This window comes from Reyranella sp. (assembly GCF_004297265.1).
In the GTDB taxonomy this organism is placed as follows: Bacteria; Pseudomonadota; Alphaproteobacteria; order Reyranellales; family Reyranellaceae; genus Reyranella.
The window spans coordinates 175,510-182,095 of sequence record NZ_SCUT01000056.1 but is presented as its reverse complement, the minus strand read 5'-3'; the positions used below and the strand labels follow the sequence as shown (position 1 = coordinate 182,095).

Genomic DNA, 6,586 nt, shown 5'->3' with positions numbered 1-6,586 from the left:
GCTGGTGCTGATCGCGGTGTTCCTGCCGACCGCCTTCATCACCGGCCTGCAGGGCACCTTCTACAAGCAGTTCGCCATCACCATCGCCGCCTCGACCGCGATCTCGGCCTTCGTGTCGCTCACGCTGTCGCCCGCGATGGCGGCGCTGCTGCTGAAGACGCATGCCCTGTCGCATGTCGAGAAGCCGAAACCCGGCCTGCTGGAGCGGCTCGCCTGGCCGATCAACTGGTTCTTCGGCCACTTCAACCGCGGCTTCGAGGCGCTGTCGAACTTCTACGGCCGCATGACGGCGCGGCTGATCCGCATGGGCTTCGTCATGCTGGTAATCTATGCCGGCCTCCTGGCGCTCACCCAGAACCGGCTCGCCTCCACGCCGACCGGCCTGGTGCCGCAGCTCGACCGCTCCTACCTGATCGCGGCCATGCAGCTTCCCGCCGGCTCGACGCTCGAGCGGTCGGATGCGCTGGTCCGCAAGGCCAGCGAGATCATCATGTCGCGGCCGGGCGTCGCGAACGCGGTCTCGTTCGTCGGCTTCGACGGCGCGACCTTCACCAACGCCCCGAATACGGGCGTGATCTTCGTGACCCTCAAGCCCTTCAAGGAGCGGCCAGGCATCACCAAGGACATGATCCTGGCCGACCTGCGCGGGCAGATGTTCGCGCTGCGCGAAGCCTTCGTGTTCGTCCTGGAGCCGCCGTCCGTGCCGGGCATCGGCACCGGCGGCGGTCTCAAAGGGTACGTGCAGGACCGCGCCTCGCGTGGGCTGACGGCCCTGGAGGGCGCCACCTGGGCGCTCGCCGGCGCGGCCGGACAGTCGCCGGGCCTCACCCAGGCGTTCACGCTCTACAACACGCGCACGCCGCAGATCTACGCCGACATCGACCGGACCAAGGCCGAGCAGCTCGGCGTGCCGATCTCCCGCGTGTTCGAGACGCTGTCGGCCTATATGGGCTCGGCCTACGTCAACGACTTCAACATCCTCGGTCGCACCTATCGCGTGACCGTGCAGGCGGACGATCCCTATCGCCTCACCCTGCGCGACGTCGAGAACCTCAAGACGCGCAGCGTGAGCGGCGAGATGGTGCCGATCGGCGCCGTTGCCACCTTCGAGGACATCACCGGTCCCTACCGCGTGGCCCGCTACAATCTCTATCCGGCGGCCGAGGTGCAGGTCGCGCTGCAGCGCGGCTACTCGTCGGGCCAGGGCATCGCCACGATGGAAGGGCTGGCGGAGAAGGTGCTGCCGTCCGGCTTCGGCTTCGAATGGACCGAGATCGCGCTGCAGGAGAAGCTGGCCGGCAACACCGCGATCCTGGCCTTCGGCCTCGCCGTGCTGTTCGTCTTCCTGCTGCTGGCGGCACTCTACGAGAGCTGGCTGCTGCCGCTCGCCGTCATCCTGATCGTGCCGATGTGCATCCTGGCGGCCATGATCGGCGTGAACATCCGCGGCCTCGACCGCAACGTCCTGGTCGAGATCGGCCTCGTCGTGCTGGTGGGTCTGGCGGCCAAGAACGCCATCCTGATCGTGGAGTTCGCCAAGCAGGCGCATGAGGCCGGCATGAGCCGCTTCGACGCGGCGGTCTCCGCCTCCAAGACCCGCCTGCGTCCCATCCTGATGACGTCGCTGGCCTTCATCCTGGGCGTGGTCCCGCTGGTCATCAGCACCGGCGCCGGCGCGGAGATGCGCCAGTCGCTGGGCACCGCGGTGTTCTCGGGCATGCTGGGCGTCACGGTCTTCGGCCTGATCTTCACGCCGGTCTTCTACGTGCTCTCCGTCGGCCTGGCCGAGCTGCGCTTCAAATGGCGCAAGCAGGAGATCAAGCCGGAGTTCAAGCCGGAATAGGCCTCGGCGAGGCGGGTGGCGGACGCATCAGCGCGAACGCCACCTGCACGATGCCGGCCGTGAGCCCCATCGCGACGCCGAGGCGCCAGGCGAGATCGTAGGAGCCCAGCGCGTCGAACAGCAGACCGCCGCCCAGGGCGCCGACGAAGCTGCCGACCTGATGGCTCATGAAGGCGACGCCCTGGATCATCGCCTGCCAACGCAAGCCGAACATCTCGACGACCGAGCCGGCGACCAGCGGCCCGACGCCCAGCCACAGGAAGCCCATGGCTGAGGCAAAGACGAGCGTGCTGGCCGGCGTCGGCGGCATCACGAAGTAACAGGCGAGCACGATCGAGCGGGCGATGTAGATGCCGCCCAGCAGGCCGAGCTTGGACCCGTGCCCGCCCGCCCAGCCGAAGAATAGACTGCCGAACACGTTGAACAGCGCGATCGCGCCCAGCGCGCCGGCGCTGAGCGACGGATCCATGCCGCAGATCGCGAGATAGGACGGAAGGTGCGTGGTGATGAACAGGAGCTGCATCCCGCAGACGAAGTAGGCCGCCGTCATCACCAGGAACGAGGGATTGCGCAGCGCGGCCTTGAGCGCCAGGCGCGGCGAGGCGGCGCTGATGTCGCCGGCCGCCGGCGTGGGCGGCGTCAGCCGGTCGACCCTGCCGGCGATCCACGCGGCCGGCAACATGAAGACGGTCAGCGCCAGGAAGCCCAGCAGTCCGGCGCGCCACCCGAGATCGGTCGTAAGCATCTGCCCGAGCGGCGCCGAGAGCAGCGCGCCCAGCGAGCCGGTCGCCGTGATCGCCCCCAGCACGAAGCTGCGCGACCTGGCGGGCACGGCGCGCGCGCCGACGGCCAGCGAGATCGCCGAGGCGGTGCAAGCGAGCGCCATCCCGATCAGCACGCCGCCGCCCAGCATCACGCCGGTCATGCCGCCGGCCATCGCGAACAGGCCGAGCCCGGCGACAAAGAGCGCCGCCCCGCCGACCATGATCGGCCGGAATCCCAGGCGCACCGCCAGCGCGCCGGCGACCGGCTGGAGGAAACCCCAGGCGAGGTTCTGGACCGACATGGCCAGCGCGAAGTCGGAGACGGTGATGGCGATGTCGCGCGTCAGCGACGGCATCACCAGTCCGAAGCTCTGGCGCACGCCCATGCCGAGGCTCAACATGACCGAGACCCCGATCAGGATCGGCATGACCGGGCGCAATACCCTTAGGGCGGCCACGATGCGCCTCCACCTTGTTACACAGACCTGTGTACTTTAAGGTCGGCGCCGGAAGGGGGTCAAGGCACCATGGCGAGAGCGGACGTCAGGGCAGCAATGCAGGAGCGCATCCTCGAGACGGCGGACCGGCTGTTCTACGGCCAGGGAATCCGCGCCGTCGGCGTCGACACGATCGCCGCCGAGATCGGCATCAGCAAGCGCACGCTCTACAATCACTTCCCGTCCAAGGACGACCTGATCGTCGCCTACCTGTCGCGACGGCTGAAGCCGGCGCCGCCCTCGGACCGGCCGCCGCTGGAGCAGATCCTGGGCGCGTTCGACCGACTGGAACGCACCATCGCGACCGGCGTGTTCCGCGGCTGCCCCTTCGTGAACGCCGTGGCCGAGCTGAAGGAACCGGCGCACGCCGCCAACAAGATAGCGCTCGCCTTCAAGGAACAGCGGCGGGCGTGGTTTCAGGGTCTTCTGGAACGGCTCGGAATCGAGGACGCCGAGCCGCTGTCGATGCAGCTGCAGCTCCTGACCGACGGCGCCATCGCCGCCGCCATCGTGCGCGGCGATCCCAAGGTCGCGGCGGCGGCACGAGAGGCGGCGATGGTGCTGCTGAAAGCGGCGGGTGTGTCTTCGTCCAAGACCCGCCACTAGCCTTGGAGCGCGCAACTCCAGTTGCGCTCATGATCATGATTGCGCCACTGGAGTGGCGCGCTCCAACGATACGCTTCGGCTGATCACGTCGGATCCGGCCACAGCACGCGATGCAGGTCGAGCGCCGGCCATTCCGTCCAGGACCCGGTCAGCGGGCCGCGGCGGAAACCCAGCGGGTGAAGTTGCGAATGAGGCCGGCCACGGCCGCGCCGCGCAGGCGATGGGCGCGGGCTTCGAGGGCCTGGCGTTCGGCGATGGTGGGATAGGGGACCGTGAACATGGAAAAGACCTCCTGAGGTTGAAAGAAACCTAATTCCGTTCTTCTCGGCGGTTAATACAGAGTGTATGACGAACACTCCTGAATAAAATTCATCAATAGCGCAATGATCGATCACGCGAGCGAGATGGCGGCCTTCGTCCGGGTCGTTGATTCCAAAGGCTTTTCCGCCGCCGCACCCAGCCTTGGCCTGACCCCTTCGGCGGTCAGCAAGCTGGTGACCCGACTCGAGACCCGCCTGGGCGTGCGGCTGCTGCAGCGCACGACCCGGGCGATCAGCCTCACCGAGGAGGGCGAAGCCTTCTACGCCACGGCCCGGCGCATCGTGGGCGAGATCGAGACGCTGGAGAACCAGATCAGCGGGCAGAGCGGCACGCCGCACGGGCTCCTGAAGGTCACGACGTCGCTCGCCTTCTCGACCCACCAGCTCGCGCCGGTGATCGCCGAGTTCCTCGAACGCTATCCGCTGCTGCAGCTCGAGCTGATGCCGACCGATCGGGTCGTCGACATGATTGAGGAAGGCGTCGACGTCGCCATCCGCATCGGCCGGTTGGCGGATTCCAGCTTCATGGCCCGCCGGATCGGCGAGGATGTACGGCTGGTCTGTGCCTCGCCGTCCTACCTCAGGAACCGGCGCCCCCTGCAGCGGCCGGAGGACCTGACGCGGCACAACTGCATCGTCTCGCGCGACCGCACCTATCTGAACCGCTGGCCGTTCCGCATCGACGGCGAGATCCGCGAGATCGAGGTCGGCGGGCGGGTCGCCGTCACGGAGGGCGAGGCCCAGATGCGGCTGGCGCTGCAGGGGCTGGGCATCGTGCGCCTGACCCGCCTCACCGTCGCCGCCGCCATTAAGAACGGCGAGCTGGTCTCGCTGCTGGAGGCGTTCCGCGCCGAGCAGCCGATCCCGATCCATGCGGTGTATCCGCACCGCCGCCATCTCGCGCCCAAGGTAACGGCCTTCATCGACTTCATCGTCGAGAAATTCTCGCCCCCTCCCTGGGAAATTTAGATGCTAGGGTCCGTCCAACAATCGGGGGAGCCAAGATGGACACTGAGACCGATCTTTTCGTGCAGGCCTTCTGGGTGAAATGCCGCGACGTCATCCGGCCCGAACTCGACGAGGCCGTCGACGCGCTGCGCCACGCAGGCCACGAGGCCAATATCTCGACCCTGGAATTCTCGCACGACGAGAAGACCGCGCCCGAGAGCGCGCCGACCCTCACCCTGACCATCCACACGAGCGGTACAGACGACACGCGCGTCCTGCGCTATCGCGGCGACGTGGCGGCGCGCGAGATCGAGGTCATGGCTTCGAACTGCAAGACCGCACGCTACGATCTCTCGGCTGTCACGAATGCCGGTGTGAAGAACGACATCAAGCTCTGCTTCGGCTCATTGCTCAAGTAAACCAGGAGTAACCCATGGCCGATGCCATCGACGACCTGTTCCGCCGCTTCGGCAAGGCCTTCAACAAGGCCGATGTCGACGCGATCGCCGACTGCGTGACCGAAGACTTCGAATGGCGTCTCAATACCGGCGGGTCGCCGACCGGCCGGGTGCTCAAGGGCAAGGAGGCGCTGCGCGCGCACTTCGCCGACAAGAGCACGGCGCATCGCGAGGTCCGCTTCTCCGAAGCGAGTATCCATCGCGCCGGCGACAAGCTGTTCGGCACCTTCCGCGCCACCGGCATCGATCATGCCGGCAAACCGTTCGATCGTTACGGCATCGACCTCTACGAGGTGAAGGACGGCAAGATCGCGCTCAAGGACAGCTACATGAAGGCCGAGTGATTTCGATGTCGAACGATACCGTCCTCTGGGAGATCGACCGCCGCGGCGTGGCCACCGTCACGCTGAACCGTCCCAAGGTTAACAACGCCTATAACGGCGATCTCATCCAGGGCCTGCACGATGCGATGGATTCGCTGGGGGCCGAGAGCCACCTTCGCATCGTCGTGCTGCGCGGCAACGGCAAGCACTTCCAGGCCGGCGCCGACCTTTCGTGGATCACCGCCGTCGCCCAGCAGTCGCCCGCCGAGAACGAGAAGGTGAGCCGACTCACCGCCGAGGCCGTGAAGCGGCTCGACACGTGTCCGGTGCCGACGCTCGCATTGATCCAGGGCGGTTGCTTCGGCGGCGGCACCGGCATCGCCGCAGCCTGCGACGTCGTCGTGGCGCAGGAGGACGCGCTCTTCTCCATCAGCGAGACGCGCTGGGGCCTGATGGCGGGCATCATCCTGCCGCAGCTCTGCCAGGCGATCGGCCTGCGCCAGACACGGCGCTATGCGCTGACCGGCGAACGCTTCGGCGCCCACGAGGCGCGCCGTCTTGGCCTGGTGCACGAGGTCTGTCCGACGGGCGGCCTGGCCGAGGCCGGCGAGAAGATCGTCGAGTCGGTCCTGATGAACGCGCCGCGCGCCACCACCGCGACCAAGCTGCGCTCGCTCGCTTCCGCCCGCGCCTTTATCGATGAAGGCGAGTTGCGCGACCTGATCGACGAACACGCCCGTACCCGTCAGATGGACGAAGCCACCGAGGGACTCGCGAGTTTCAGGGAGAAGCGCAAGCCGTCGTGGTATCCGGGATAACCAACCCGC

General features: G+C 67.3%; 8 protein-coding genes. 6 read left to right on the top strand and 2 right to left on the bottom strand.

Going from position 1 to position 6,586, the window contains the following annotated elements; translation table 11 throughout:
* On the top strand, positions 1-1,843 hold a 1,843-nt coding region (locus EPO41_RS25910), incomplete at its 5' end, for an efflux RND transporter permease subunit (RefSeq protein WP_296331750.1).
* Here the strand turns inward: EPO41_RS25910 and EPO41_RS25905 are convergent.
* Complete coding sequence (locus EPO41_RS25905) at positions 1,830-3,065, bottom strand: MFS transporter (protein WP_296331749.1); 1,236 nt, start codon at positions 3,063-3,065, stop codon at positions 1,830-1,832. The genes EPO41_RS25910 and EPO41_RS25905 overlap by 14 nt on opposite strands.
* 69 nt (positions 3,066-3,134) lie before the next feature.
* Here EPO41_RS25905 and EPO41_RS25900 point away from each other — a divergent pair, with 69 nt between their 5' ends.
* Positions 3,135-3,710 carry a TetR/AcrR family transcriptional regulator gene (locus EPO41_RS25900; RefSeq protein ID WP_296331748.1) on the top strand — a complete coding sequence of 192 codons (576 nt, stop codon included), beginning with the start codon at positions 3,135-3,137 and terminating at the stop codon, positions 3,708-3,710.
* 148 nt (positions 3,711-3,858) lie between these two features.
* Here EPO41_RS25900 and EPO41_RS25895 read toward each other — a convergent pair whose 3' ends face one another.
* Positions 3,859-3,990 carry a hypothetical protein gene (locus tag EPO41_RS25895; RefSeq protein ID WP_296331747.1) on the bottom strand — a complete coding sequence of 44 codons (132 nt, stop codon included), beginning with the start codon at positions 3,988-3,990 and terminating at the stop codon, positions 3,859-3,861.
* Positions 3,991-4,093: 103 nt separating this feature from the next.
* On the opposite strand from EPO41_RS25895, the gene EPO41_RS25890 reads away from it, so the two are divergent.
* The 4 genes from EPO41_RS25890 to EPO41_RS25875 are packed head-to-tail and all read left to right on the top strand — an operon-like array spanning position 4,094 to position 6,577.
* On the top strand, positions 4,094-4,999 hold the full coding sequence (locus tag EPO41_RS25890) for a LysR family transcriptional regulator (protein WP_296331745.1): 906 nt from the start codon (positions 4,094-4,096) through the stop codon (positions 4,997-4,999).
* A 35-nt stretch (positions 5,000-5,034) separates the two neighbouring features.
* On the top strand, positions 5,035-5,397 hold the full coding sequence (locus EPO41_RS25885) for a hypothetical protein (protein WP_296331743.1): 363 nt from the start codon (positions 5,035-5,037) through the stop codon (positions 5,395-5,397).
* 14 nt (positions 5,398-5,411) lie between these two features.
* The gene (locus EPO41_RS25880; protein ID WP_289297234.1) at positions 5,412-5,780 is read left to right on the top strand and encodes a nuclear transport factor 2 family protein; all 369 of its coding nucleotides are present in this window, start codon (positions 5,412-5,414) and stop codon (positions 5,778-5,780) included.
* Between the two features lie 5 nt (positions 5,781-5,785).
* Positions 5,786-6,577, top strand: a complete 792-nt coding sequence (locus EPO41_RS25875) for an enoyl-CoA hydratase-related protein (RefSeq protein ID WP_296331738.1) — start codon at positions 5,786-5,788, stop codon at positions 6,575-6,577.
* Positions 6,578-6,586: the final 9 nt, after the last annotated feature.

What these genes read in the sequence shown, in the direction of transcription:
- EPO41_RS25900 (WP_296331748.1), top strand. Translation starts at nt 3,135, where the DNA reads ATGGCGAGAGCGGACGTCAGGGCAGCAATGCAGGAGCGCATCCTCGAG.
- EPO41_RS25895 (WP_296331747.1), bottom strand. Translation starts at nt 3,990, where the DNA reads ATGTTCACGGTCCCCTATCCCACCATCGCCGAACGCCAGGCCCTCGAA.
- EPO41_RS25890 (WP_296331745.1), top strand. Translation starts at nt 4,094, where the DNA reads ATGATCGATCACGCGAGCGAGATGGCGGCCTTCGTCCGGGTCGTTGAT.
- EPO41_RS25885 (WP_296331743.1), top strand. Translation starts at nt 5,035, where the DNA reads ATGGACACTGAGACCGATCTTTTCGTGCAGGCCTTCTGGGTGAAATGC.
- EPO41_RS25880 (WP_289297234.1), top strand. Translation starts at nt 5,412, where the DNA reads ATGGCCGATGCCATCGACGACCTGTTCCGCCGCTTCGGCAAGGCCTTC.
- EPO41_RS25875 (WP_296331738.1), top strand. Translation starts at nt 5,786, where the DNA reads ATGTCGAACGATACCGTCCTCTGGGAGATCGACCGCCGCGGCGTGGCC.